Source organism: Streptomyces murinus (assembly GCF_002154555.1).
Classification (GTDB): Bacteria; Actinomycetota; Actinomycetes; order Streptomycetales; family Streptomycetaceae; genus Streptomyces; species Streptomyces murinus.
The window spans coordinates 1-766 of the sequence record NZ_MUNF01001006.1; the positions used below are offsets into that span (position 1 = coordinate 1).

Annotated in this window: 1 protein-coding gene; it reads right to left on the reverse strand. The window is 75.2% G+C overall.

The window, feature by feature from the left end:
* On the reverse strand, positions 1–766 hold a 766-nt coding region (locus tag CCN72_RS37270), incomplete at both ends, for a VMAP-C domain-containing protein (RefSeq protein WP_483027299.1).

Below are 766 nucleotides of genomic sequence, written 5' to 3' on the forward strand. Positions count from 1 at the left end.
TCCCGTACGGGCTGCCCCGCCCCGGCGCACCGCGGCTCCCCGTGTTCCCCGGCGGGGCAGCCCGTACGGGACCACAGCAGGACCGGGACCGGGACGGTGAGGCCGATCTCGAAGTACTCCCGGGCGGCCGTCGGCGGGACCGCGAACCCGGCGAGTCCCGCGTCGCCGTCCCACAGCCGCTTGCGCAGGCTCGGCGGCCGTTCCTGGCTGCCGCACTCCACGCGGTGCACCGGCGCCGGGCGCCCGGCGTCCAGCTTCTGCCACTTCTTGCGCAGCTGGTGCCGCAACCGGTTGCTGCGGTGCCGGGCGCGGTCTGTCACCACGAGGGGGTAGGCGCAGCCGAGCGGTGTGCTGTCGTCCGCGCCGCACTCCCAGTGCGCCACCGCCTCGTTGAGCCACTCGCGGGGCAGCACGAAGGTCACCAGTTCCTCGGCGTCCGGGTCGAGATGGGCGACGGCCTCGTCGATGCGGTGCTGGACGTACGACCGTACGCCCGAGCGCGGCAGCCGCCGGGTACCCACCGGGCGGCGCTGCCCGTCGCGGTACGCCGACACCTCGACGGTCACCTGGTCGGGACCGGCGCCGCTGTGGTCGATCTCCACGACGACCGGCGCCCAGGGCGGGGACACCCGCGCGACCTTCGTGACCTGTGCGATCTCCGCGCCCTGCGTGCCCTGCGTGCCCTGCGTGCCCTGCGTGCTCTGCGTGCTCTGCGTGCCCTGCGTGATCTGTGCGGCCGTCGTGGCCTTCGCGAGCGGCGCGGCGG